This is a genomic window from Streptomyces sp. yr375 (assembly GCF_900110755.1).
Taxonomy (GTDB): Bacteria; Actinomycetota; Actinomycetes; order Streptomycetales; family Streptomycetaceae; genus Streptomyces.
Genome location: NZ_FOFF01000052.1, coordinates 1 through 23,377, shown reverse-complemented (window position 1 = coordinate 23,377; position 23,377 = coordinate 1). Strand labels below are relative to the sequence as shown.

General features: G+C 69.6%; 18 protein-coding genes, 3 tRNA genes and 1 pseudogene. 12 read left to right on the top strand and 10 right to left on the bottom strand.

The genetic code is table 11. The annotated features are described in order from the left end of the window. Window positions 1–72 precede the first annotated feature (72 nt). The 4 genes from BMZ82_RS33385 (at window position 73) to BMZ82_RS33370 (ending at window position 5,980) form a co-directional block, all read left to right on the top strand. A complete protein-coding gene (locus BMZ82_RS33385; RefSeq protein ID WP_093781149.1) occupies window positions 73–1,332 on the top strand; it encodes a deoxyguanosinetriphosphate triphosphohydrolase in 1,260 nt (419 codons plus the stop codon). 136 nt (window positions 1,333–1,468) lie between these two features. After that, entirely contained in the window at window positions 1,469–2,734 is a 1,266-nt protein-coding gene (locus BMZ82_RS33380) for an NAD(P)/FAD-dependent oxidoreductase (protein ID WP_093781148.1), read from the top strand. A gap of 40 nt (window positions 2,735–2,774) precedes the next feature. Next, window positions 2,775–4,670 carry a DNA primase gene (dnaG, locus tag BMZ82_RS33375; RefSeq protein WP_093781147.1) on the top strand — a complete coding sequence of 632 codons (1,896 nt, stop codon included), beginning with the start codon at window positions 2,775–2,777 and terminating at the stop codon, window positions 4,668–4,670. 155 nt (window positions 4,671–4,825) lie between these two features. Next, on the top strand, window positions 4,826–5,980 hold the full coding sequence (locus BMZ82_RS33370) for an RNA polymerase sigma factor (protein ID WP_093781146.1): 1,155 nt from the start codon (window positions 4,826–4,828) through the stop codon (window positions 5,978–5,980). A 67-nt stretch (window positions 5,981–6,047) separates the two neighbouring features. Here BMZ82_RS33370 and BMZ82_RS33365 read toward each other — a convergent pair whose 3' ends face one another. From BMZ82_RS33365 to BMZ82_RS33350, 4 genes are all read right to left on the bottom strand, one after another. Then, window positions 6,048–7,976, bottom strand: coding sequence for an ABC transporter ATP-binding protein (locus BMZ82_RS33365; RefSeq protein WP_093781145.1), 1,929 nt, complete (start codon window positions 7,974–7,976; stop codon window positions 6,048–6,050). Further along, window positions 7,976–9,709, bottom strand: a complete 1,734-nt coding sequence (locus BMZ82_RS33360; protein WP_093781144.1) for an ABC transporter ATP-binding protein — start codon at window positions 9,707–9,709, stop codon at window positions 7,976–7,978. Before BMZ82_RS33360 ends, BMZ82_RS33365 begins: the two co-directional genes overlap by 1 nt. A gap of 211 nt (window positions 9,710–9,920) precedes the next feature. Further along, complete coding sequence (locus BMZ82_RS33355; RefSeq protein ID WP_093781143.1) at window positions 9,921–11,375, bottom strand: FGGY family carbohydrate kinase; 1,455 nt, start codon at window positions 11,373–11,375, stop codon at window positions 9,921–9,923. A gap of 149 nt (window positions 11,376–11,524) precedes the next feature. Then, window positions 11,525–11,830 (bottom strand): YtxH domain-containing protein, encoded by a 306-nt coding sequence (locus BMZ82_RS33350; RefSeq protein WP_143098958.1) that lies wholly within the window; start codon window positions 11,828–11,830, stop codon window positions 11,525–11,527. Between the two features lie 156 nt (window positions 11,831–11,986). Here BMZ82_RS33350 and BMZ82_RS33345 point away from each other — a divergent pair. The 6 genes from BMZ82_RS33345 (at window position 11,987) to BMZ82_RS33320 (ending at window position 14,072) form a co-directional block, all read left to right on the top strand. Next, window positions 11,987–12,059: transfer RNA gene (locus BMZ82_RS33345), tRNA-Asn, on the top strand. A 6-nt stretch (window positions 12,060–12,065) separates the two neighbouring features. Then, window positions 12,066–12,138 (top strand) — tRNA-Asn (locus BMZ82_RS33340). A gap of 168 nt (window positions 12,139–12,306) precedes the next feature. Then, window positions 12,307–12,383, top strand: a tRNA-Ile gene (locus BMZ82_RS33335). 329 nt (window positions 12,384–12,712) lie between these two features. Next, complete coding sequence (locus BMZ82_RS33330) at window positions 12,713–12,946, top strand: type II toxin-antitoxin system VapB family antitoxin (RefSeq protein ID WP_093781141.1); 234 nt, start codon at window positions 12,713–12,715, stop codon at window positions 12,944–12,946. Then, window positions 12,943–13,350: a PIN domain nuclease gene (locus BMZ82_RS33325; protein WP_093781140.1), complete on the top strand. Its 408-nt coding sequence runs from the start codon at window positions 12,943–12,945 to the stop codon at window positions 13,348–13,350. The genes BMZ82_RS33330 and BMZ82_RS33325 overlap by 4 nt, the downstream gene beginning before the upstream one ends. A 395-nt stretch (window positions 13,351–13,745) precedes the next feature. Continuing rightward, window positions 13,746–14,072, top strand: coding sequence for a nuclear transport factor 2 family protein (locus tag BMZ82_RS33320; protein ID WP_218159080.1), 327 nt, complete (start codon window positions 13,746–13,748; stop codon window positions 14,070–14,072). A gap of 421 nt (window positions 14,073–14,493) precedes the next feature. Here the strand turns inward: BMZ82_RS33320 and BMZ82_RS42255 are convergent. From BMZ82_RS42255 to BMZ82_RS33300, 4 genes and pseudogenes are all read right to left on the bottom strand, one after another. Further along, a pseudogene (locus BMZ82_RS42255) lies at window positions 14,494–14,634 on the bottom strand (sugar ABC transporter substrate-binding protein); the annotation flags it as partial. 145 nt (window positions 14,635–14,779) lie between these two features. Further along, window positions 14,780–15,382, bottom strand: a complete 603-nt coding sequence (locus BMZ82_RS33310; protein WP_093781138.1) for a DUF742 domain-containing protein — start codon at window positions 15,380–15,382, stop codon at window positions 14,780–14,782. Between the two features lie 16 nt (window positions 15,383–15,398). Next, entirely contained in the window at window positions 15,399–15,833 is a 435-nt protein-coding gene (locus BMZ82_RS33305) for a roadblock/LC7 domain-containing protein (RefSeq protein WP_093781137.1), read from the bottom strand. After that, window positions 15,830–18,445 (bottom strand): sensor histidine kinase, encoded by a 2,616-nt coding sequence (locus BMZ82_RS33300; protein ID WP_143098957.1) that lies wholly within the window; start codon window positions 18,443–18,445, stop codon window positions 15,830–15,832. Before BMZ82_RS33300 ends, BMZ82_RS33305 begins: the two co-directional genes overlap by 4 nt. Window positions 18,446–19,190: 745 nt before the next feature. Here BMZ82_RS33300 and BMZ82_RS33295 point away from each other — a divergent pair. Next, on the top strand, window positions 19,191–19,592 hold the full coding sequence (locus tag BMZ82_RS33295; protein WP_093781135.1) for a DUF485 domain-containing protein: 402 nt from the start codon (window positions 19,191–19,193) through the stop codon (window positions 19,590–19,592). After that, window positions 19,589–21,184, top strand: coding sequence for a solute symporter family protein (locus BMZ82_RS33290; RefSeq protein WP_093781134.1), 1,596 nt, complete (start codon window positions 19,589–19,591; stop codon window positions 21,182–21,184). Before BMZ82_RS33295 ends, BMZ82_RS33290 begins: the two co-directional genes overlap by 4 nt. Window positions 21,185–21,431: 247 nt before the next feature. Here the strand turns inward: BMZ82_RS33290 and BMZ82_RS33285 are convergent, their stop codons facing one another. Both BMZ82_RS33285 and BMZ82_RS33280 read right to left on the bottom strand, forming a co-directional pair. Next, window positions 21,432–23,060, bottom strand: coding sequence for a S53 family peptidase (locus tag BMZ82_RS33285; protein WP_093781133.1), 1,629 nt, complete (start codon window positions 23,058–23,060; stop codon window positions 21,432–21,434). A 120-nt stretch (window positions 23,061–23,180) separates the two neighbouring features. Further along, a partial coding sequence (locus BMZ82_RS33280) for a hypothetical protein (RefSeq protein ID WP_143098956.1) occupies window positions 23,181–23,377 on the bottom strand: 197 nt, incomplete at its 5' end.

Sequence of the window (23,377 nt, the reverse complement as noted above, 5' to 3'; positions counted from 1 at the left end):
GCACGGGCCCGACCACAGAACCCAGCAGACGACCAGGCGCCAATTGTCACTACGGCCACCTACTGTCGAGACATGCCCTACGACATGCCGTCAACCGAACGCTGGGCGGCGGAACCCGACAAGCGCCCAGGCCGCACCGCTTTCCAACGAGACCGCGCCCGCATCCTCCACTCCTCGGCGCTAAGAAGACTCGCGGGCAAAACCCAGGTAGTCACCCCTGGCGAACGCAGCCAGGTCTGGGACGCCACGCCCCGCACCCGCCTCACCCACTCCCTGGAGTGCGCCCAGGTAGGCCGCGAACTGGGCGCCGCCCTCGGCTGCGACCCCGACCTCGTCGAGGCCGCCTGCCTCTCCCACGACCTGGGCCACCCCCCCTTCGGCCACAACGGCGAACAGGCCCTGAACGACTTCGCGCGGGACTGCGGCGGCTTCGAGGGCAACGCTCAGTCCCTGCGCCTGCTCACCCGTATCGAGCCCAAGCGCTTCACCGACGAGGGCTCCGTCGGCCTCAACCTCACCCGGGCCACTCTCGACGCCGCCACCAAGTACCCCTGGCCCCGGGGCGCGCACCCCACCGACCCGGCGTCCGGCAAGTTCGGCGTCTACGAGGACGACAGGCCCGTCTTCGACTGGGTCCGCAAGGAGGCCCCCGGCACCCGTACCTGCTTCGAGGCGCAGGTCATGGACTGGGCCGACGACGTCGCGTACTCGGTGCACGACGTGGAGGACGGCCTGCACGCGGGCCACATCGACCCCAACTGCCTGCACGCCGAACCGGAACGCGCGGAGGTCTTCCGGGTCGCCATCGGCCGCTACGTCCCCGCCGACACCGATCCCGCCGAACTCGCCGCCGCCCTCGACCGCCTCCTCGACCAGGAGTGGTGGCCGCACGGCTACGACGGCACGGCGGTCGCCCAGGCCGGCCTGAAGGACGCCACCAGCCAGCTCATCGGGCGCTTCTGCCTCGCCGCCGAGGCCGCCACCCGCGCCCACTACGGCACGGGCCGCCTGACCCGTTACGACGCCGAACTCGTCGTACCGCACGAGGCGCGCATGGAGTGCGCCGTCCTCAAGGCGGTCGCCGACCGGTACGTCATGCAGCGCGCCGAGCAGGAACTCCTGCGCGCCGACCAGCGTGTCGTCATCAGCGAGCTCGCCGAGGCCCTCACGACCCGCGCCCCCGACGGCCTCGACCCCCAGTTCCGCGCCCTGTTCGACCGGGCCCCGGACGACCGCGCCCGCAAACGCGTCGTCGTCGACCAGATCGCCTCCCTCACCGACGCCTCGGCCCGCTCCCTGCACACCCGCCTGACGACACGCCCGGGACGCTGACCGGTCGTGCCCGCCGTGTGCACCCAAACGGGCCGGAACCCGGCCCGGCACGCGCTGATCGGGCACGTCCCCCTTCCCCCATCCCCCCGCGTGCGGGACGCTCGCATGTGGCGAACCGCTTACGAGGAGGCATCACGTGGTCGACGCGGATCAGACATTTGTCATCGTCGGAGGAGGCCTGGCCGGCGCGAAGGCGGCCGAGACGCTGCGGGCGGAGGGCTTCACCGGCCGCGTGATACTGATCTGCGACGAGCGCGACCACCCCTACGAGCGCCCGCCGCTCTCCAAGGGCTACCTGCTCGGCAAGGAGCCCCGCGAGAGCGTCTTCGTGCACGAGCCCGCCTGGTACGCGCAGCACGACATCGAACTGCACCTCGGCCAGACCGTCGACGCGATCGACCGCACCGCCAAGACGGTCCGCTTCGGCGACGACGGCACCCTCGTCCACTACGACAAACTGCTCCTGGCCACCGGCGCCGAACCGCGCCGCCTGGACATCCCCGGCACCGACCTGGCGGGCGTGCACCACCTGCGCCGCCTCTCGCACGCCGAGCGCCTCAAGGGCGTCCTGGCCGCCCTCGGCCGCGACAACGGCCACATCGTGATCGCCGGCGGCGGCTGGATCGGCCTGGAGGTCGCGGCGGCGGCCCGGGAGTACGGCGCCGAGGTCACCGTCGTCGAACCGGAGCCCACCCCGCTGCACGGCGTGCTCGGCCCGGAACTGGGCGGCATCTTCGCCGACCTGCACCGCGAGCACGGCGTCCGCTTCCACTTCGGCGCCCGGCTCACCGAGATCGTCGGCCAGGACGGCATGGTCCTCGCCGCCCGCACCGACGACGGCGAGGAACACCCGGCGCACGACGTCCTCGCGGCGATCGGCGCGGCCCCGCGCACCGCCCTCGCGGAGGCGGCCGGGCTGGCGCTGGCCGAGCGTGCCCACGGCGGGGGCATCGCCGTGGACCACCGGCTGCGCACCTCCGACCCCGACATCCACGCCGCCGGCGACGTCGCGTCCTTCCCGCACGGCCTCTTCGACACCCGGCTGCGCGTGGAGCACTGGGCGAACGCGCTGCACGGCGGACCGGCCGCCGCCCGCGCGATGCTCGGCCAGAAGACGGCCTACGCCCGCGTGCCCTACTTCTTCTCCGACCAGTACGACCTGGGCATGGAGTACAGCGGCTGGGCCCCGCCGGGGACGTACGACGAGGTGGTGATCCGGGGCGACGCGGGCAAGCGGGAGTTCATCGCGTTCTGGCTCAAGGAGGGCCACGTCCTGGCCGGGATGAACGTGAACGTGTGGGACGTCACAGCGCCGATCCAGAAGCTGATCACGTCACGAACCCCCGTGAACACGGAGGCGTTGGCGGACCCGCACGTCCCGCTGGCCGACCTGGTCCCCTAGGCGCTCCGGGGGCGCTGGTCCCGCCCCGTAGAATCACGGCGTGGCAGGACGGATCAACGACGAGGACGTGAAGGCGGTACGGGACGCGGTCCCGATCGACGCCGTGGTGTCCGAGTACCTCCAACTGCGCAACGCGGGCGGCGGCAACCTCAAGGGGCTGTGCCCGTTCCACGACGAGAAGTCGCCGTCCTTCCAGGTCAGCCCGAGCAAGGGGCTCTTCCACTGCTTCGGCTGCCAGGAGGGCGGCGACACCATCACGTTCGTGATGAAGGTCGACCACCTCACCTTCTCCGAGGTCGTCGAGCGCCTCGCCGCCCAGGCCGGCATCACCCTGCGCTACGAGGAGGGCGGCTACAACCCCTCCCACCAGCGCGGCGAACGCATCCGCCTGGTCGAGGCCCACAAGATCGCCGCCGAGTGGTACGCGGAACAGCTCGCCACCGGCCCCGAGGCCGACACCGGCCGGATCTTCCTCGCCGAGCGCGGCTTCGACCAGGCCGCCGCCGTCCACTTCGGCGTCGGCTACAGCCCGCAGGGCTGGGACCACCTCACCCGCTTCCTGCGCGGCAAGGGCTTCACCGACAAGGAGCTGTTCCTGTCGGGCCTCGCGCAGGAGGGCCGGCGCGGCCCCATCGACCGCTTCCGGGGCCGTCTGATGTGGCCCATCCGCGACATCGGCGGTGACGTCGTCGGATTCGGCGCCCGCAAGCTCTACGAGGCCGACAACGGCCCCAAGTACCTCAACACGCCCGACACGCCGATCTACAAGAAGTCCCAGGTGCTGTACGGCATCGACCTCGCCAAGCCGCACATCGCCAAGGCCAGCCGGGCTGTCGTCGTCGAGGGCTACACCGACGTCATGGCCTGCCACCTCGCCGGCGTGACGACGGCGATCGCGACCTGCGGCACGGCCTTCGGCGTCGACCACATCAAGGTGCTGCGCCGCCTGCTGATGGACAACGGCACCTCGCGCGTCATCTTCACCTTCGACGGCGACGCGGCGGGCCAGAAAGCCGCGCTGCGGGCGTTCGAGGACGACCAGAAGTTCGCCGCCTCGACGTACATCGCGATCGCCCCCGACAACATGGACCCGTGCGAACTGCGCCTGGCGAAGGGCGACGACGCCGTCGCCGAACTGGTCCAGCCGCACACCCCGTTGTTCAAGTTCGCGCTCCAGCAGATCGTGCAGCGCTACGACCTGGAGACCCCCGGCGGCCGCGCGGCGGCCCTGGACGAGGCGGCCCCCGTCGCCGCCCGCATCAAGGAGCGCACCGCGCGGCGCGAGATGGCCGTGGAACTCGCAGGCCTGGTCGGCATCCTGGACCCGGAGTTCGTCGTGGACCGCGTCGGCCACCTGCACCGGCGCGGCGGCGGCAAGGCCCCGGCCCCCGGCGGCAACCGCACCCCCCAGCAGTACGAGGCCGCCCCCCGCCCCGGCGGCGCCGGTCCCGCCCTCACCCTGCGCAACCCCGTCTACGCGACCGAACGCGAACTGCTGAAACTCGCCCTGCAACGCCCCGAGTTGGTGGCCCCGGCCTTCGACGCGTACGGCGTCGACGAGTTCACCGCCGCCCCCTACGCCGCCGTACGCCAGACGATCCTGGACGCGGGCGGCGCCGAGTGGGGCGTCCAGGACCCGCAGGACTACCTGGTGCGGGTCCGCGAGACCGCGCCGGACGACACGGTCCGCGCCATGGTCACGGAGCTGGCCGTCGAGGCGATCATGCGCAAGACGGTCGACGAGATCTACGCGGGGCTCCAGTTGGTGACCGTCCGCCGCCGCGCCGTGGAACGCCGGATCCGCGACGTCAACTCCCAACTGGCCCGCCTCGGCGCGGCCGGCGACCAGGCCCGCTTCGCCGCCGTGCAGAACGAACTGTGGGTCCTCCAGCAGTACGACCAGGCCCTCCAGACCCACGGCGCCTCGGCCCTCTGAACACGCCGTCACAGCCCGGACTCAAAAAGTCACCGCACGCCCCTCGTGGCAGGGATGTGTCGTACTCCACACTGGTTCCGGTGCCTGAGTCCTCGGAGCGGCCCACGGAGCACCGCTGCCGCTCACCTCAGCAGCGATCATCCTGGAGGTCGCCCGTGCAGACCCAGACCCAGACTCTGACGCAAACTCCGACGCAGACCGACCGCACGACCGACGACACGGAACCGGACGCCGATACCGACGTCCTGGCCGCGGTCCCGCCGCAACACCGTGCCGCCCACCACCCGGAGACGGACGCGGAGGCGGAGCCGGAGCCCGCAGAGGCGCTGGACGACGACCCGGAACCCGAACCCGAACCCGTCCTCGCCCCGCCCCGCGCCCGCGTCGCCGACAACAGCAGCCCCTCCTCGGACCTGTTCCGCCAGTACCTGCGCGAGATAGGCCGCATCCCGCTGCTCACCGCGGCCGAGGAGGTCGAGCTCGCCCGGTGCGTGGAGGCGGGCCTGTTCGCCGAGGAGAAACTCGGCGGCGCCCCCGACCCGGACAGTCAACTCGCCCTGGATCTCGACCGGTTGGTCGTCATGGGTCGGATGGCCAAGCGCCGGCTGATCGAGGCCAACCTGCGGCTCGTGGTCTCCGTCGCCAAGCGGTACATCGGGCGCGGGCTCACCATGCTCGACCTGGTCCAGGAGGGCAACCTCGGCCTGATCCGGGCGGTCGAGAAGTTCGACTACGCCCGCGGCTACAAGTTCTCCACGTACGCCACCTGGTGGATCCGGCAGGCCATGTCCCGGGCGCTGGCCGACCAGGCCCGCACCATCCGCGTCCCGGTCCACGTCGTCGAACTCATCAACCGGGTCGTGCGCGTCCAGCGCCGCATGCTCCAGGAGCGCGGCTACGAACCGACCCCCGAAGAGGTCGCCGCCCAACTGGACCTGCCGCCCGAACGCGTCGGCGAGGTCCTGCGCCTGGCCCAGGAGCCGGTCTCCCTGCACGCCCCGGTGGGCGAGGAGGACGACGTGGCCCTCGGCGACCTCATCGAGGACGGCGACGCGGCCAGCCCCGTCGAGTCGGCGGCCTTCCTGCTGCTGCGCGAACACCTGGAGGCCGTGCTCTCCACGCTCGGCGAACGCGAGCGGAAGGTCGTCCAACTCCGCTACGGCCTCGCCGACGGCCGCCCGCGCACCCTGGAGGAGATCGGCCGCATCTTCGGCGTGACCCGCGAGCGGATCCGGCAGATCGAGTCCAAGACCCTCAACAAACTCCGCGACCACGCCTTCGCGGACCAACTGAGGGGCTACCTGGACTGAGGGCCGGGCGGAAAGGGGGCCGCTCACGCGAACGTGAGCGGCCCCACGGCCCCAAAGGACCACAGCCTCAGTCGACTTCCGCCACCGCCTCCGCGAACTGCGCCTTGTACAGCCGCGCATACGCCCCGTCGGCCGCCAACAGCTCGGCGTGGGCGCCCTGTTCGACGATCGAGCCGTTCTCCATCACCAGGATCGTGTCGGCGTCCCGGATGGTCGACAGGCGGTGCGCGATCACGAACGACGTACGCCCGTGGGCCAGTTTCGCCATCGCCTTCTGGATCAGCACCTCGGTGCGGGTGTCGACGGAGCTGGTGGCCTCGTCGAGCACCAGGATCACCGGGTCGGACAGGAACGCCCGCGCGATGGTGATCAACTGCTTCTCACCGGCGCTGACCCCGCTGCCCTCGTCGTCGATCACGGTGTCGTAGCCGTCGGGAAGGGTCCGCACAAACCGGTCGGCGTGCGCGGCCCGCGCCGCCTCCTCGATCTCGCCCCGGGTGACCTCCCGCGCCGCCCCGTACGCGATGTTCTCCGCGATGGTGCCGCCGAACAGCCAGGTGTCCTGGAGGACCATGCCGATGCCGGCGCGCAGGTCGTCGCGGGTCATCGTGGCGATGTCGACGCCGTCGAGGGTGATGCGCCCGCCGGAGACGTCGTAGAACCGCATGAGGAGGTTCACCAGGGTCGTCTTGCCGGCGCCCGTCGGGCCGACGATGGCGACCGTGTGGCCGGGCTCCACCGTCAGCGACAGGTCCTCGATCAGCGGCTTCTGCGGGTCGTACCGGAAGGACACGCCCTCCAGCGCCACCAGCCCGCGCAGCTCCGCCGGCCGCTTCGCCGCCACCGGATCCGCCTCCTGCTCCTCGGCGTCCAGGAGTTCGAAGACTCGTTCCGCCGAGGCGACGCCCGACTGCACCAGGTTCGCCATCGACGCGACCTGCGTCAGCGGCATCGAGAACTGGCGCGAGTACTGGATGAACGCCTGCACGTCACCGATGGACAGCGAGCCCGACGCGACGCGCAGCCCGCCGACGACCGCCACCAGCACGTAGTTGAGGTTCGACACGAACATCATCAGCGGCTGCATGACCCCGCTGTTGAACTGCGCCTTGAACCCGGCCTCGTACAGCGCGTCGTTCTGCTCGGCGAACTGCTCCGCCGACTCCTCCTGGCGGCCGAACACCTTCACCAGCGTGTGACCGGTGTACATCTCCTCGATGTGGGCGTTCAGCTTGCCGGTGGTGCGCCACTGCTGCACGAAGTGCGGCTGCGACCGCTTGCCGACCCGCGTCGCGACGACCGCCGACAGCGGCACCGTCACCAGCGCGACCAGCGCGAGGAGCCACGACACCCAGAACATCATCGCCAGCACGCCGACGATCGTCAGCAGCGAGTTGACGAGCTGGCCCATCGACTGCTGGAGCGTCTGCCCGATGTTGTCGATGTCGTTCGTCGCCCGCGACAGCACCTCGCCGCGCTGCCGCTTGTCGAAGTACGACAGCGGCAGCCGCGACAGCTTCGTCTGCACGTCCTCGCGCATCCGGAACATCGTCCGGTTGACGGCCCGGTTGACCAGCCGCGTCCCCACCGCCATCAGCAGACCGGAGACGAGGAACACGACGAGCGCGAACACCAGGACCCGGGCGACCTGGCCGAAGTCGATGCCCTGGCCCGGCGTGAAGTCCGTACTGCGGAGCATGTCGGCGACACTGCCCTCGCCGCGCGCCCGCATCGAGTCGAGCACCTGCTGCTTGCTCGCCCCGGCCGGCATCTCCCGGCCGACGATGCCCGCGAACACCAGGTCGGTGGCCTGGCCGAGGATCTTCGGCCCGACCACGTTGAGGCCGACGCTGAGCACCGTGCAGACCAGCATCGCGACGAGCGTGAGCCGTTCCGGCTTGAAGTGGGCGAGCAGCCGCCGGCCGGACACCTTGAAGTCCAGCGTGCGGCTCTCGGGACCGGCGCCGGCCATCATGCGCCCCATGGACCCGGCCATCAGGCTGCCTCCGCTTCCGTGAGCTGGGAGAGCACGATCTCCCGATAGGTCTCGTTGTCCGCCATCAGCGCGCCGTGCGTGCCCGTGCCGACGACCCGGCCCGCGTCGAGGACGATGATCCGGTCGGCGTCGCGGATGGTCGCCACCCGCTGCGCGACGATCACGACGGTCGCCTCGGCGGTCTCCCGCGCCAGCGCCGCCCGCAGCGCCGCGTCGGTGGCGTAGTCGAGGGCGGAGAAGGAGTCGTCGAAGAGGTAGATCTCCGGCCGCTGCACGAGCGTCCGGGCGATCGCGAGCCGCTGCCGCTGACCGCCGGAGACGTTCGTCCCGCCCTGCGCGATCGGGGAGTCCAGCCCGTTCTCCAGCCCGCTCACGAACTCCTTGGCCTGCGCCACCTCCAGCGCGTGCCACAGCTCCTCGTCGGTGGCGTCCGGATTGCCGTAGCGCAGGTTGGTGGCGACCGTGCCCGCGAACAGGTACGGCTTCTGCGGCACCAGCCCGACGGTCTTCGCCAGCAGCACCGGATCGACGTCCGCGACGGCCACCCCGTCGACGAGCACCTCGCCCTCGGTGGCGTCGAACAGCCGGGGCACCAGCCCGAGCAGCGTGGACTTGCCGCTGCCGGTCGAGCCGATCACCGCGGTCGTCTCACCGGGCAGCGCCACCAACTCCACGGCCTTCAGGACGGGCTCCTCGGCGCCGGGATACCGGAACCCGGCCCCCCGGATCTCCAGATGCCCGTGCCGCCGCAGCTCGGTGACCGGCGCGAGCGGCGGCACCACGGACGACGACGTGCCCAGCACCTCCTGGACGCGCTCGGCGCACACCTCGGCGCGCGGCACCATCATGAACATGAAGGTGGCCATCATGACGGACATGACGATCTGCATGAGATAGGCGAGGAACGCGGTCAGATCGCCGATCTGCATCTGGCCGTCGTCGATCCGGTGGGCGCCGAACCAGACCACCGCGATCGACGACAGGTTCACCGTCGTCATGACCACCGGGAACATCAGCGCGAGCTGGTTGCCGGCCTTCAGCGAGATGTTCGTGAGGTCGCTGTTGGCCTGCCGGAACCGCTGCTGCTCGTACTCGTCGCGGACGAAGGCGCGGATCACCCGGTTGCCGGTGATCTGCTCGCGCAGCACCCGGTTCACGGTGTCCAGCTTCACCTGCATGGACCGGAACAGCGGCCGCAGCCGCAGCACGATCACCGTCACGCAGATGCCCAGCACCGGCACCACGGCGACCAGCACGGAGGACAGCGGCACGTCCAGACCGAGCGCCAGCACGATGCCGCCCACGCACATGATGGGCGCCGACACCATCAGCGTGAACGTCATCAGGGCGAGCATCTGGATCTGCTGGACGTCGTTCGTCGTCCGGGTGATCAGCGAGGGCGCGCCGAAATGGCCGACCTCGCGGGCGGAGAAGGACTGCACCCGGTCGAAGACGGCCGCCCGCAGGTCCCGGCCGACCGCGGAAGCGGTCCGGGCGCCGTAGTACACGGCGCCGATGTTGCACACGACCTGCGCCAGCGAGACGCCGATCATCACGCCGCCGAAGGACAGGATGTAACCGGTGTCCCCCTCGACGACGCCCTTGTCGATGATGTGGGCGTTGAGCGTGGGCAGGTAGAGGGAGGCGCAGGTCTGCAGCAACTGCAGCAGCACCAGCAGGGTGATGGGTTTTCGGTAGGGCCTGAGGTAGGTCCTCAGCAGTCGTATGAGCACGCTACGTCTCTCGGGGTCGGCGGGCGGGGCACGGGTATTTGGTTGCCCCTGGCCCCTATCGTCGAACACTCCGCCCGCGTTACCCCAATGATTAACCCAAGGGCAGTGCTTTTCCGGCCTTACAGGGGTAGCAGCCCCGCCCGTACGGCCCCCTAGGGGGTCGTCCCGGTGACGTACGAACGTCCGACGGGTACTTGATCGGGATCGGGCCCTACGCCCGAAACGCCCCCGGATGCGTCTGCTCCCGCACCGACACGAACTGCTGCCGCACCGCCTGCCCCACCGCCAGCTCGTCGCCCGGGTCCAGGACCTGCGCCGCCGGCCCCTGCCAGGCGGGCGGATTGCGCGGGTCGAGGGTGCCCTGCGACACCCCGAGCGCCCACGCCGCCTGCCGGGCCGCCCCGATCGCCGCGTAGTCCGCCGGCTGCGGTACGACGACCTGCGCCCCGAACAGCGCGGGCGCCGCCGCCTGCACGGCCGGCAGCTCGGCCGCCGCCCCCAGCAGGAAGATCCGCCGCACGTCCACACCCCGGCCGCGCAGCACGTCCAGCGCGTCCGCGAGCCCGCACAGCATGCCCTCGAACGCGGCCCGCGCGAAGTGCTCGGGCTTCATCGACTCGCGCCGCAGCCCCGCCAGCGTTCCAGCGGTGTGCGGCAGGTTCGGCGTCCGCTCACCCTCCAGGTAGGGCAGCATGACCAGCCCGTGCGACCCCGGCGTCGACTTCATCGCCAGGTCCGACAGCGCCTCCAGATCGGCCGCCCCGACCAGCTCGGCAGCGCCCCGCAGGGTCCGTACGGCGTTCAGGGTGGTGACGACGGGCAGGTGCATGCCGGTCGCGTCCGCCAGGGAGGTGATCATCCCGCTCTGGTCGACGAGCGCCTCGGGGTGCACGGCCATCACCGACCCGGACGCGCCCAGCGACACGACCGCGTCGCCGAGCCCGATCCCGAGCCCCAGCGCCGCCGCCATGGTCTCGCCGGTGCCGGCGGAGATCAGCAGCCCCTCCGGCGTCGTACCGGCCGCGTCGGACGGCCCGATGACCTCCGGCAGCATCGCCTGGCGACCGAGCGCCAGCTCCACGAGGTCGGCCCGGTACCCGCCGGTGGCGGCCGACCAGTACCCGGTCCCGGAGGCCCCGCCCCGGTCGGTGGTCCGGCGGACCGGCCGCCCCAGGAGCTGCCACACCAGCCAGTCGTGCGCCTGGAGCAGGACGGCGGTCCGCGCGGCGGCCTCCGGCTCGCTCTTCGCCAGCCAGCGCAGCTTGGTCACCGGCTGGGCCGCCTGCGGCACGGAGCCGACCGCCTGCGCCCACGCCTCGCGCCCGCCGAGCGCGTCGAGCAGATCGGCCGCCGCGACCTGCGCCCGCTTGTCGCCGCCGACCATCGCCGGGCGCACGGTGTTGCCCTGCGAGTCCAGCGGCACGACCGCGTTCTGCTGCGAGGACACCCCGATGGCCTGCACACCTTCGAGCAGCCCGCCGCCCGCGGCCTCGCCCAGGGACAGCAGCCAGGCCTGCGGATCGACATCGGAGGGCCGCCCACCGCTCTCGGCGCCTTCCATCGGATGCGGCGCATAACCCTGCCGGAGCACGGCTCCGGTATCCGCGTCGCAGACGACGATACGAGTGAAATCGGGCGAACTGTCCAACCCGGCGACTATCCCCATGGCGAAAATTCTGCCGCACGCTTTGCTCGAATGCGGCCGTGCGGACCGCCGAGGTGTCCGCGCCCGACGGCCTACGGACACGTTGTGCCTGGTGAGACAGGGTGAGGCAGCGTGATACAGGGGAAGACAGCGAGGGACGGCCAGGGCGCTTACGTGTTACTGGTACCCCACTCGTCGCCCCGACCGTTGTGGGCGCTGCGCTCCTTCAGTGAGCGCACCCGGCCGGCCATCGACTCGGGCATCCGCTCCCCGACCTTCTCGCTGACCGCGTGATACGCCTTGCCCGCGTACTGACGGCCCTGCTGGGCGGCGGTCTCGGCGGTGTTGCGCACGGCCGGGTTCTGGGCGACCTGCCGCGCGGACTTCTTCAACTGCTCGTACCGCTCGCGTCCGGCACGCGTGCCCAGTACGTACCCCACGGCCAGCCCGACGGCGAACGTGAGCTTGTAGCGCATGACGGCCACCCTTCCCTCGTGTACGTCCCCGGTCCGACGGCGGCGCCGGGGAACCGATTGGCGGAGCACCCCCCAGCTTGCGCTAATGTATGTGTCGCAGCGAGCAACCACCTTCTGGCGAATACCCAGGTAGGTGCGTTCGATGCAACGAGGCATTCCCCTGTAGCTCAATTGGCAGAGCAGCCGGCTGTTAACCGGCAGGTTACTGGTTCGAGTCCAGTCGGGGGAGCTTCGATCTCCTGTAGCTCAATTGGCAGAGCAGCCGGCTGTTAACCGGCAGGTTACTGGTTCGAGTCCAGTCGGGAGAGCAGCGTGAACGAGGGCCCCCTGGGGGTCCTTTTTCATGTCGGCGGGAACCGCGCAGGCCAGGGCACGGTCCTCATGGTCGTGCAAGGTCGACCAGCCGAAGCGTGAGATCGTATGAGCGGCTATGCTGCGGCAGACGGCGCGCACACATGTACGCGACACGCCGCTATGGGGCGGTAGCTCAGCCGGTTAGAGCAGCGGACTCATAATCCGTCGGCCGTGGGTTCGAGTCCCACCCGCCCCACCACGCGCTACGCGGGAAGAAACCTTCTGACCAGGAACTTCCCTGGTCGGGGCGAGAGTGTGAGGGTCCTGGCGACCCCGTGGTGATCATGATTTCATGATCGTCTGGACAAATTCTGGACGCTGATTCCGGTTAAGTCGGGCATGGCCTCTATGGGGTAGTTCGTGTCGACGTCCGGCCGATCTCTGCCGGCTCGTCCCGTAGCGGGAAGTGGCCCATGGGTGCGCCCCGACATGCGGCGCACTTCCCTCGCGTGGTCTGTTTGTGATCGATGGCCGCGTCCAATGTTGGTGATGTATTGTGGGTGCATACATCGTGGATGGAGGGGTCCGATGTCCGTCACGCAGATTGATCTTGACGACGAGGCGCTGGCCGAGGCCATGCGGCTCATGGGCGTCACGACGAAGAAAGAGACTGTCAACGTGGCCCTTCGGGACTACGTGGCGCGGATCAAGCGGCTGGAGGCTGCGGAGAAGTTGGCCGCGCGGGGTGCACGTGGTGAGTTCGAGCAGGCCGCGGCGGCGCATGGCGCGGAGAAGCGTGCGCGACGCGAGGCCTTCGAGTGATCACGTATCTGGTGGACACCTCGGCGCTGTGGCACCTGTTTCGCACCCCAGGTGCGGTGCGTCCCTGGGAGGGGCACATTGCCGCTGGGGTGTTCCACCTCTGCGAGCCGACACGTGCCGAATTTCTCTACTCGGCAACCAGCCCGTCCCATCGGGATGAGCTCGCAGAGGAACTGGACGCGCTCTGCTTGCTCTCTCCGGTTCCGAAGAACGCCTGGCGTTGGGTCGACACAGCCCAGTACAAACTGACCCAGCGGGGCCAGCATCGGGCGGCTGGAGTGATCGATCTGTTGGTGTGTGCGACAGCTGTACACCATGGGCACACCGTTCTCCATGTGGACAATGATTTCGCGACGGTGGCCGGAGTCCTCAAGGAAGTCCAGCAGCGAGACGCACGAGCCTGATCTCCGGAGGCAGGAACACGTCTGTCGGCTTTCTGACCTCGGTGATCGATGTCTCCGGGGCGGTTCAGTCTTGCTTCGGGGCCTCGTCGTATCGCCTGTAGGGGGCCTCTATGGTCTGTGCCGAGACGCGGAACCAGGATTTGTCCGGGCCGGCCTCCGGTCAGGTCGTCACCGACGCCAGACGGAAATCCGCGGCGCTTGCCTCGCCTGTCCCTCGGAAGGCCCTGACCGGCCGCGCAGGGGATGATGTCGGAGAACCGCCAGCCCGTTCGCCTTGGGCCCACCCAAGGTCGCGGGCATGTCACAGCAGAGCCGCGCCATCGTGAGAACGCCTGGAAGGCGTTCGCCAGCCACGACGCTGACCGGATCTCCGCGGTCTTCACGGAGGACGCCGAGTGGCTGGCGCCCCCGGGAGCGCCACTGCCGTCGCGCTGGAGGGTCCCAGCCACCTGGTCGGCCGGAAGGCGATCGTGCACTTCCTCGCCGAGGACTTTCCCCGCTTCTTCGTGCAGGACGTCACCGTCACCTTTCACGGCTTCTACGCCGACGGCGAGCGGGTGGTCGTGGCGGAGACCATGACCGCGACTCTGGCCAACGGCAGCCACTACGCCAGCGACTACTGCTTCGTCTTCGAGCTCCGGGACGGGCTGATCCACCGGGTCCGCGAGTACATGGACACAGCACGCGGGCACCGCCTGATCTTCGGCGAGGTTCCGCAGTAGTCATCGTCGGCCTGGCTGCAGTGCGCCGATGTGCAGACGTTCAACGGTACGGCCCGCGCGATCACCGGGCCACGCATCCGCTGACGGTGACGAACGTACGCTTCACCCAGGACGCGGAGGCGGCAGTTGGGAGGTACGGCATTTCGATTTGGTGCGACCGCCGTCGGCGAGGATCTCGAGGGCGGCGGCGTCCCACCAAGGCGGAACGCGTCCGGGGCGTACCGGAGTCGGGCGGCGCGAAGATGCTGGTGTCGACCGGGCTCGGAGCGGTCCGCCGGGTCGCCCACGAGGCGGGCGGCCGCGCTACGCGCCGACCACCCGGAGTACTTCAAGGCCGTACGGCCACCCGATCCCCGGACTCTACGGGCCGACGTGGGCGACGACCTGGGCCGGCTCTCCCTGCTCCTCGCCGCGATCTGCCTGGTCGTTGCTGCGAAGTCGCGGCGATCTCGCCGTTTTTGACAGCCTGGGTGCCGGTGCGGCCGCCGTCGACGGAGACGATCAGGACGTCCTTCTCCCGGCCCCTGGCCTTCAGCGCGGTGTACGCGCCCAGGGCCGCCGGTGGTCGTGGGCGGCCCGATGGTGCCGAGAAGCCCGCCGATCCTGACGGAACCCCAGGTCGGCGGGTTTCGAAGCGCGGTGGCTTGAGGGCACCGCACACGCCCGGCGCCACGGCGGCGGACGTGGTTTACGGCGAGGACGGGCCGTCAGAGCTGACGCAGTCCGATCAGCACCCTCTCCATCAGTGCCTGGGGCGGGGCGTCGCCGGCCTCGGTCGCCGCTTCGTGGACGATGACCATCCCGCGATCGGCCATGTCACCGAGGAGGACCTTGGCCACGCCCAGCGGCACCGCGACGAGCGCGGCCACCTCGGCCACCGACCTCGGTTCCCGGCACAGATCCAGCACCGCGCGGTCCCACTGCGTGGCTGCGCCGGGAACGCCGCCCGGATCGACGGCTGTGACCAGGGTCTCGACCTCGAAATGGTGGTGCGACCTGGTCCGGCCGCCCGTCAATACGTAGGCGCGGACGAATGAGGCCGGTGCTGCTGGGTCCACGTTCCCGGGTTCCCAGACGGCCGACTGGTGGTCCACCTGGGAAGCCGGCCCGTACCGCTCGGCGGCAGGCGGCGGCGAGGCTTCGTCGCTCTCGCCGTACGCCGTGTCCTGCGCCGTGCCACGAGTGCCGGAGGTCTTCCTCCTCCGCCGTCCGTTGCCGAAACTGAACGCGTTGAGCACGTCGGCGAAGGTCTGTTCGTCCTTCGCTTCCTGATCTCTTCGAGGGCCGGACGGGCCTTCACCGGTGCTCATGTTCTCCTCGTCCGGGTTATCGGGCCGCAGTCTGCTGGAATTGCTGCAACTCGGTACGGAGTTCCGGAGTCAGCATCTCGCCGACCTGGTCGACGAGCACGGTCATCTCATAGGCGATCTGGCCGATTTCGCAGTCCGGAGCCGCCAGGGCGACCAGACACGAACCGTCTCGGATCGACATCATCAGCATGTTGCCGTGCTCCATCTGGATCACCGTACGCAGCACGTTCCCGGTTTCCATACAGCGGGCGGCAGCCTGGATCAGGCTGATGGCACCCGCCGCGATGGTGGAGAGCTGCTCGGCGCGATCGTCTGCCAACTGGTCCGACGCGGTGAGCAGCAGTCCGTCGGCCGAGATCACCACGGCGTGCGCCACATGGGGAACTCGCTCCGTGAAGTTGGTGACCAGCCATCCGAACTGGCTCACCTCCGGGGAGTGGGGTGATGTCATGGGTTGTTCCTGCCCGTCTCCGATGGATTGGGCGTCTGATCGGGCTGCGCCCGACGGATGCCCGACTGGTAGCTGCTGAGGAAGCTGTGGGCGCGGCTGGCGTTCGGGCTCGCGGCTGGCCCGTCTCCGGTGGCGGACCGCTCGGCCCAGGCCGGAGCGGATCGTGTACGCGGCACCCTTTTGGGCAACCCGGCCTGTGTGAGGGCGGCCGGCTGGTCAGGCTCCTGCGCACCGCGCCCGGCCGGGCGTCGGACAGCAGGCGCGGGCGCCGGGCGGCCTGTCGGCGCCGGGCCGCCGGGTGCCTCGGTCGAGGACGGCGGGACAGGTGCGGGCTCCTCCGCCGCGGCGCGCGGCACCGGTGTGGCGCGCGGCACCGGTGTGGCCCCGCTGTTCCCGGCGCCGGGGGCTGCCGGTGCCAGTGCCGTTGCCGTTGCGCCAAGGGGGAACCACGAGGAGTCGGCGGGCTTCCGAGGCGCGTCCGTGTCGGCCGGGACGGGCCCTGTGGTCACGGCAGCGACGGCGAACGGCAGCTGCGGAGGGCGCGATGCCGTGTCACCGCCGTCCGTCCGGCCGCCGCGCGTCCGGGTCGGAAGCGCGGCAGCGGGGCGTTCTGCGATGGCGCCCGGTTGGCCTGTGAGGGCCGGCGCCGGCGCCGTGACCAGCTTGGCCGGTACCAGAACACGGGCCCGCAGTCCCCTGACGCCTGGCCGCGAGCTCAGGTTGACGGCGATGCCGTGCCGACCGGCCAGACGACCGACCACGGACAGGCCGAGCTGCCGGGACGCGGGCGCGTCCATGGCGGCGTCCGTCGTCACGTGCCGGTTGGCCCTGGCCAGGTCGCTCTCGCTCATCCCGATTCCGTCGTCCTGGATCTCGATCAGCAGCGAGCCGTCGGGCTGCCGGGTAGCGCCCACGACCACCTGGGTGTGCGGCGGGGAGAACGCGGTGGCGTTGTCGAGCAGTTCGGCGATGAGCCGCCCCAGGGCGCCGGCCGCGTACCCGATCACCTCGGTGGGAGGGCTGGGCTGAACGAGCACGCGCTGGTAGTGCTCGATCTCGGAGACGGCACCCCTCAGCACGGTGTCCATCGCCGCACTGTGGGAAGAGCGCACCAGAGTGCTGCCGCACAGGACCATCATGTTCTCGTTGTTGCGCCGCATACGCGTCGCCAGGTGATCGAGCGTGAAGAGGCTGGCCAGTTGCTCCGGGTCCTCCTCGTGCCGTTCGAGCTGTTCCATCAGCAGCAGCAGACGGTCCACGAGGCTCTGGCTGCGCCGGGAGAGGTTCACCAGGGTGCTCCTGAGGTCACCGCGCAGCGCGGCCTGCTCCGCCGCCAGGCGCACGGCCTGAGAGTGCACCGTGTCGAACGCCCTGGCGAGCTGACCGAACTCCTCCGTGGTGTGGACCGGTACGACGTCGACCATGGCGTCCGCGTTCCGCCCCTCGCGCATGCTCACGACTGCGGCGGGCAGCCGGTGCTCCGCCACATCGAGTGCCGTCGAGCGCAGGACGGTCAGCGACCGCAGCAGATGCCGGCCGATACCGAGACCGATGGCGAGGGCGAGCAGCAGCACCGCGAAGAGGATGACGGACGCCAGGCCTGCTTGGCTGCTCGTCCGGTCCTGCATCGTGGCCGACGTTGTGCGCAACGTGTGGAGGGAGCCGTCCGCCGCCTTGTCGACGAGCTTTCCGGTGGTCTCCGAGTCGCGGCTCCAGCTCTTGACCGAGACAGGCAGTGACCTTGTGGCGTTCCGCTGCGCGTCCGACGCGAGGGACTCGGCCAGCACGGCGCTCACCACGTGCGCACGCCGGGTGACGGCCGGGCCGGTGACCGTCCGCTGGTAGTCGCTGAGCTCCGCGGCGGTGGCCACGGCCCGGAAGTCACTGACCCTGTCCCGCAGGCGCGTGTCGGCCTCCTGCAGCGCCTTGATGAGCGTCGTGGTCATCGGACGGCCCCGGTCGGCTGCCTGGAGCAGAATCGCGTGCTCGAGGTGGATCTGCTCCTCGACCGCCTCCAGGTCGTACAACGCGGTCGCCGACCTGGTGAGTTGAGGGGCGGCGAACCTGCTGACGAGTGCCTGGTCCAGCGTGAGCAGTCCCGTGATGATCGTGCCGTAGTCGTCGAGCGCGGTCGAGGAACCGATGCTGCCGGACGCCACCTTCGCGCGCAGGGCAGGCAGGCGGGCCAGGAGGCCTACGGCGTTGCGATAGCGATCCGCCGCGACGCCCGCCAGGGAGACCTCCAGCTTCCTGGTGCTGGTGACGGCGCCCTGGGCACTGTCGACGCCACGCTTCTGCTGTCGTAGATCGGAGGGATCAACGGCAGCGTCGTCGAGCAGCCGCTCGACGGACATCGTGCGTTCCATCTGCAGGGCTTCCAGCAGAGTCCGCAGCTCACCACGGAGCTTGACCAGGCGTTGCATGTCCGCGTAGGAGTTCGCGCGTGTGACGTCGCCGTGGATCTGCACGACGCCCAGGCCGACGGCGAGCAGGGCGGGCACGACCAGTACCGCCGCCAGCTTCACCAGCAGCCGCCAGTTCCGCCACTGCACGAGCGAGGCCCACAGCGATGGCCGTACTGGACGCGCGGCCGCGTGTCTGGCCGCGGTCACGGTATGAGCTCCGTACTCGGAACAGCTTGCTCGTAGGGACCTATCACGATGCTGTTTTCTCCCGGGTTTTCACCTGAGCAGGATGGGGACGCCCGGCAGCACAGGGTGGTGCCGGAGGGATGGCGCGACCGCCTGCGCTCACGCCGCGGTGCGCGAACCCAGGAGCGGGCATACGCCCCGGTTGGTGGAGAAGCGCATCTCGCAAGCTGACGAAGGGTTCGACCACGGGCTCCCGGCAGACCCGGCGACATCGCGGATGTGCCCAAGGAAACCCAGTGATTGTTCCACCTCCCAGCTCCCGGATGCGATCCGATTGCCGCATGCCATGTAGCTACCGGTCAAGTGCTGTTTGGAACTCAGAGGAGCTTAGGACAACCGGGCGAACGGCAACAACGCGGCCCCCACTCCACCAACCACGAAACAATCCTTTTGCTCACGCGTTCTCCACACTCGGCGGCCCGGTCGGCGACGTCGCACGCCCATGGTTCGGCTCGGCTAACATCGGGAATTGGAAAAGTCAAGTCACAGTTAACTTGCAACCGCCCGGGACGCCGAGTGGTCAAGCGGCTCTCCAGGGAACGTCAAGAAGTCCCTGCGGGGTTCGGTGCTCGCCGCGTGAGCCGGGGGCGTTGTTTGACGGCGCGCGGCATCTCACTACACTCCACCGCTCAGGGGGCTACGGCTCGCTCCTTCGCGTCTCTCGCCGAGGCAGCACCCGAGCGCCCGCCTGCCCGAACGTCCAGGAATGAGGAAAGTGACCAGACCGGTGGGGTCGCCCGCCTTCGACGTGTCCGAGCGGTCTGCCGGACAGGAGTTCATCGATCCGCGTGGCGAAGGCGAGCCCGACTACCGTGCGATTCAGCAGAGTCAGGAGTTCGCCCGGCTGCGCAGACGGCTTCGGTTGTTCGTCTTTCCGATGAGCGCGCTCTTCTTCCTCTGGTACATGGCGTTCACCCTGCTTTCCGCCTACGCCCACGGATTCATGAGCCGCAAGGTGTCAGGCGAAATCAACATGGGCACCATCCTCGGTCTGACACAGTTCGCGTCCACGATGGCGATCGTCCTGGCGTACCGGCGCTTCGCCCGGAAGGAGATTGATCCGGAAGTGGACAGGATCCGCGAACTGGCGGGAGTCGACGCGAAATGACATGGCAGACCGCCGCTGGCGCGACCGGTAACCCCACGCTCAATCTGAGCGTGTTCCTGATATTCGTCGTAATCACTCTGTTCATCGTTTACAAGGTCACCAACAAAAACCAGACGGCGTCCGACTACTATGCCGCGGGCAGCGCCTTCACCGGTGTGCAGAACGGCATCGCGATGTCCGGCGACTTCCTCTCCGCGGCTTCCTTCCTGGGGATTTCCGGGGCGATAGCCGTTCATGGTTACGACGGATTCCTCTATTCCGTCGGATGGCTCGTCGCCTGGCTCGTAGCCCTTCTGCTCATCGGTGAGAGACTGCGCAACACCGGGCGTTTCACCGTCGGTGACGTGATGGCCTTCCGTATGAAGCAGCGCCCGGTGCGGGCCGCGGCGGCCAACGCCACGCTGGTGATCACGTTCTTCTACATGCTCGCCCAGATGGCCGGCGCCGGTGGTGTGATCGCCTTGCTGCTGGGCGTGCACACCAGGGGCGGGCAGGCGCTCCTCATCACCGGCGTGGGCGTCGTCATGCTCCTTTACGTGCTGGTGGGCGGCATGAAGGGCACGACCTGGGTGCAGATCATCAAAGCCGGCCTGCTCCTGGTCTGCGTGACCTTCATGAGCGTGTTCATCATCGGCAAGTTCGGATTCAGCTTCTCGGCGCTCCTTCACCAGGCCACGCAGAACAGCCCGTTGGGCGAGCGACTGCTTGAGCCGGGCAGCGCGTACGGCCACAGCGCGACGAGCCAACTCGACTTCGTCTCGCTGGCCCTGTCGCTGGTCCTCGGCATCTCCAGCCTGCCGCACGTGCTGATGCGCTTCTACACCGTGCCCGATGCCAAGGAGGCGCGCAGGTCGGTGGTGTGGTGCTCCTGGTCGATGTTCACGTTCTATCTGGGAATCCTGGTCGTCGGTTACGGCGCCACCGCCCTGGTCGGTTCCGACGCGATTGTTCACGCCCCGGGCGGGGAGAACTCCGCGGCGCCTCTGCTCGCGTTCCGTATCGGTGGAGTCGTGCTCCTGGGAATCGTCTCGGCGGTGGCCTTCGCGACGATCCTGGCGGTCGTGGCCGGTCTGACGCTGGCCGCTTCGGCCTCGTTCGCCCATGACGTCTACGCCAACGTGATCCGGCGGGGTAAGGCCGATCCCCGGTCCGAGATACGGGTCGCCCGCCTGACAGCGCTCGTGATCGGTTTCCTGGCCATCATCGGCGGCATCGTGGCCGACGGACAGAACATCGCCTTCCTCGTGTCGCTGGCCCTGGCGCTCGCCGCGTCCGCCAACCTGCCGACGATGCTCTACACGCTGTACTGGAAACGCTTCAACACCTCGGGGACGCTGTGGAGCATCTATGGCGGTCTGGTGTCCTGCCTCGTGCTCATCGTCTTCTCGCCGGCGGTCTCGGGTACTCCGACGTCGATCATCAGCGGCGTTGATTTCCACCTCTTTCCGCTTACAAATCCCGGCATCGTGTCCATTCCGCTCTCGTTCCTGTGCGGATACCTCGGCACCGTGTTCAGCAGGCGTCCCGCGGATCCGGACAAACAAGCGGAGATGGAAGTCCGGGCGCTGACCGGAATCGGTGCCCGGCTCTGACGTGCTCCTCGGGCGGAAGCCCGATGAGCACGTCGACGAAGCGGGTTGGCAAGGGGCGGCCGCCCGGACCGCGGCTGCCTGAGGTCGACCGCTTCGCCTGGCGGCGGCCGAGGACGCTCATGTCGCCCGCCGCTTTCGGCCGCCGGCGGACCCGCGGACCGGCAGACGGGCGGACCAGCAGACCGAAGGCGCGGGCCGGGAGTGATCCCGGCCCGCGCCTTGTCGGTTGGTCTTCGGTGACTGAAGGTCAGCCGAGCAGCTTCGTCGCGAGGGTCGCGGCGTTGTACGAGCCCCAGCCGGTGGTGAAGTCCCAGCCGGTGGCCGCGGAGTAGGCGCCGTTGCTGCCGCTGGTGATGTCGTGGAAGCCGGTGCCGTTCGCCGCGTAGAGGGCGGGGTTGGCGAAGCCGAGGTTGGCGTCGCCGGCGGCCGCGGCCCGCTGGTTGTACAGCGCGGCGAACGCCGCCCATTCGGGCGCGGCGGCGCTGGTGCCGCCGACCGAGGACCAGCTGCCCTGTGAGTAGATCGAGAGGCCGGGGCTGGGGTTGGCGTGGGCCGAGACGTCCGGCACCTGGCGGAAGCCGCCGCCGGCGCTCTTCTGCACCGCGGTCTGCCAGCTGGGGATCTTGAAGACGGTGGACTTGCCGCCGCCGCCCCCGGACCAGGCCACCTCCTTGCTGAAGGCGTTGGAGGAGGTGACGGTCAGCTTGGTGCCGCCGACGCCGGTGACGTACGGGTCGCTGGCCGGGTAGTCGACGGCGGTGGTGCCGTCGCCGGCGTCGTCGGAGCCGTCGTCGCCGGAGGCCGCGTAGAAGCCGAGGCCCTGGGCGGCGCCCGCCTTGAAGACGGCGTCCACCGCGTTCATGCCGGAGGTGGTGCGCGCGCTCTCGGCGGCGCCCCAGCTGATCGACGTGGTCGGGATGCCGCTGTCGACGATGGCCTGGTAGGTGTCGACCTCGCCGGCGTCGGTGTTGGGGCCCTCGAAGACGGTGACGTTCGCCTTGGGGGCGATCGCGTGCAGGACCTCGATGTCCAGCTCGACCTCGACCTGGCCGTCGCCGAGCGCGCCCGAGCCGCCGCTCACCTTCTGCACGGTCGGGGTGGGCGAGCCCAGGCCGTAGTTGTTGTCGTACTTGGTGATGTTGGACTGCTGGAAGCCGTCGAACTCCAGCAGCGCGATCTTCTGGCCGCTGCCGGTGTACGTGCTGGAGACGTTGTAGCCGCCCTTGAGCTGGGCCGGGGTGTAGCCGCCGCCCGGACCGTTGTGGGGGGTGACCGTGGAGGGCGCCTGGTGGTGCAGCTGGACGCGGTTGTTGAGGCCCGCCACGTCGCTGACGAGGGAGGCGATGGCGGTCGGCAGGGTCGGCGCGGCTTCGTTGGCGTAGAAGGAGCGCCCGGACGCGGCGTCCTTGTAGGTCGACAGCTTGGCGCCGAAGGCCTTCTCCAACTGGGCGGCGGTGCCGCTGGCGTCGACCACCAGGTTTCCCGCGTGGACGGCGGTGACGGTGAGCCCCTGCGTGTGCAGGTAGTCCTTGAGCTGCTTGACCTCGGCGTCGGTCCGGCCGAAGCGCGCCGCGAACTGGCGCTTCGTCAGATAGTGGCCGTAGGAGCTCGACCGCGGGTTGCTGACCTCGGCGACGAAGGTGTCGAGCGCCTTGTCGCTCCGGGGAGTCAGGCTGATCGCCACCGATATCCGCTTCCCGGCGGCGACGTTGCCGGTGCGGGTCGCGTCCTGCTTGAGGCCCTTCAGGACATCTCCGGTGACAGCCGCGCGAGTCGAGTGCGGTTCAACGGTGCCGGCGGCGTAGGCGGCGGGGACGGCGGCGGCGAGCAGGGCCGGCACGGCGACCAGACCGACCAGTTTCAGGCGTGACTTCACTGAGGTCCTCCGGAGAGTGGGGTGGTGTCCCGGAAGGGGAACGGCTTCACCGTAGGAACACCGGCCCCACCCGCATAAGCGGGGGAACCCTTGCGTTACGTGTTAACGGCGCATGTCACGTCAACGGCGTTGTCGGGTACGGGAAGTTCGACCGGGGTCGGGCTGACTCGTCATCACCGCCTGAGTCGGGGGCTTGACTTGGTCGTCCGCGCCGGAATCCACCGCCGCCGCCCCGGCCGCGAGGACGGCGACCGTCATCGCGTGGGCGAGCGCGGTGCGCGAGCGGACCCCGAACTTGCGGTAGACCCGCGACAGCG

What these genes read in the sequence shown, in the direction of transcription:
- BMZ82_RS33385 (WP_093781149.1), top strand. Translation starts at nt 73, where the DNA reads ATGCCCTACGACATGCCGTCAACCGAACGCTGGGCGGCGGAACCCGAC.
- BMZ82_RS33355 (WP_093781143.1), bottom strand. Translation starts at nt 11,375, where the DNA reads ATGGGGATAGTCGCCGGGTTGGACAGTTCGCCCGATTTCACTCGTATC.
- BMZ82_RS33330 (WP_093781141.1), top strand. Translation starts at nt 12,713, where the DNA reads ATGTCCGTCACGCAGATTGATCTTGACGACGAGGCGCTGGCCGAGGCC.
- BMZ82_RS33305 (WP_093781137.1), bottom strand. Translation starts at nt 15,833, where the DNA reads ATGACATCACCCCACTCCCCGGAGGTGAGCCAGTTCGGATGGCTGGTC.
- BMZ82_RS33295 (WP_093781135.1), top strand. Translation starts at nt 19,191, where the DNA reads ATGAGGAAAGTGACCAGACCGGTGGGGTCGCCCGCCTTCGACGTGTCC.
- BMZ82_RS33310 (WP_093781138.1), bottom strand. Translation starts at nt 15,382, where the DNA reads ATGAGCACCGGTGAAGGCCCGTCCGGCCCTCGAAGAGATCAGGAAGCG.
- BMZ82_RS33290 (WP_093781134.1), top strand. Translation starts at nt 19,589, where the DNA reads ATGACATGGCAGACCGCCGCTGGCGCGACCGGTAACCCCACGCTCAAT.
- BMZ82_RS33350 (WP_143098958.1), bottom strand. Translation starts at nt 11,830, where the DNA reads ATGCGCTACAAGCTCACGTTCGCCGTCGGGCTGGCCGTGGGGTACGTA.
- BMZ82_RS33365 (WP_093781145.1), bottom strand. Translation starts at nt 7,976, where the DNA reads ATGGCCGGGTCCATGGGGCGCATGATGGCCGGCGCCGGTCCCGAGAGC.